This is a genomic window from Streptomyces sp. SD31 (assembly GCF_052068475.1).
In the GTDB taxonomy this organism is placed as follows: Bacteria; Actinomycetota; Actinomycetes; order Streptomycetales; family Streptomycetaceae; genus Streptomyces.
In genome coordinates this window covers 1-936 of record NZ_JBQHCX010000052.1, presented here as the reverse complement: position 1 = coordinate 936, position 936 = coordinate 1, and the positions used below count along the sequence as shown (strand labels likewise).

The window sequence follows — 936 nt, the reverse complement described above, 5'->3', positions numbered from 1 at the left end:
CCACGGCACCTTCCGCACCGCCGCGCGCCGGCTCCCGGCGATCGCCGCGATGGGCTTCGACGTGGTCTACCTGCCGCCCATCCACCCCATCGGCACCACCTTCCGCAAGGGCCCGAACAACACCCTCTCCGCCGGCCCCGACGACGTCGGCGTGCCCTGGGCGATCGGCTCGCCCGAGGGCGGCCACGACGCGATCCACCCCGACCTGGGCACCATCGAGGACTTCGACCACTTCGTGGCCCAGGCCGGAGAGCTGGGCCTGGAGATCGCCCTGGACTTCGCCCTGCAGTGCTCCCCCGACCACCCCTGGGTGCACAAACACCCCGAGTGGTTCCACCACCGCCCCGACGGCACGATCGCCTACGCCGAGAACCCGCCCAAGAAGTACCAGGACATCTACCCCGTCGCCTTCGACGCGGACATGGACGGCCTGATCGCCGAGACCCTGCGCGTGCTGCGGCACTGGATGGCCCACGGGGTGCGGATCTTCCGCGTGGACAACCCGCACACCAAGCCGGTCGTGTTCTGGCAGAAGGTCATCGCCGACATCAACCGCACCGACCCGGACGTGATCTTCCTGGCCGAGGCGTTCACCCGCCCGGCGATGATGCACACCCTGGCCCAGATCGGCTTCCAGCAGTCGTACACCTACTTCACCTGGCGCAACACCAAGCAGGAACTCACCGAGTACCTCACCGAACTCTCCGGCGAGGCAGCCGCCTACATGCGGCCGAACTTCTTCGCCAACACCCCCGACATCCTGCACGAATTCCTCCAGCACGGCGACCGCCCCGCCTTCGAGCTGCGCGCCGTCCTGGCCGCCACCCTCTCGCCCACCTGGGGCATCTACAGCGGCTACGAACTGTGCGAGAACACCCCCCTGCGCGACGGCAGCGAGGAATACCTCCACTCGGAGAAGTACCAGCTGCGCCCCCG

1 pseudogene is annotated in these 936 nt (G+C 68.6%); it reads left to right on the top strand.

Features of this window, described 5'->3' with window-relative positions:
• A pseudogene (locus tag ACTMVF_RS42365) lies at positions 1-936 on the top strand (alpha-1,4-glucan--maltose-1-phosphate maltosyltransferase); the annotation flags it as partial.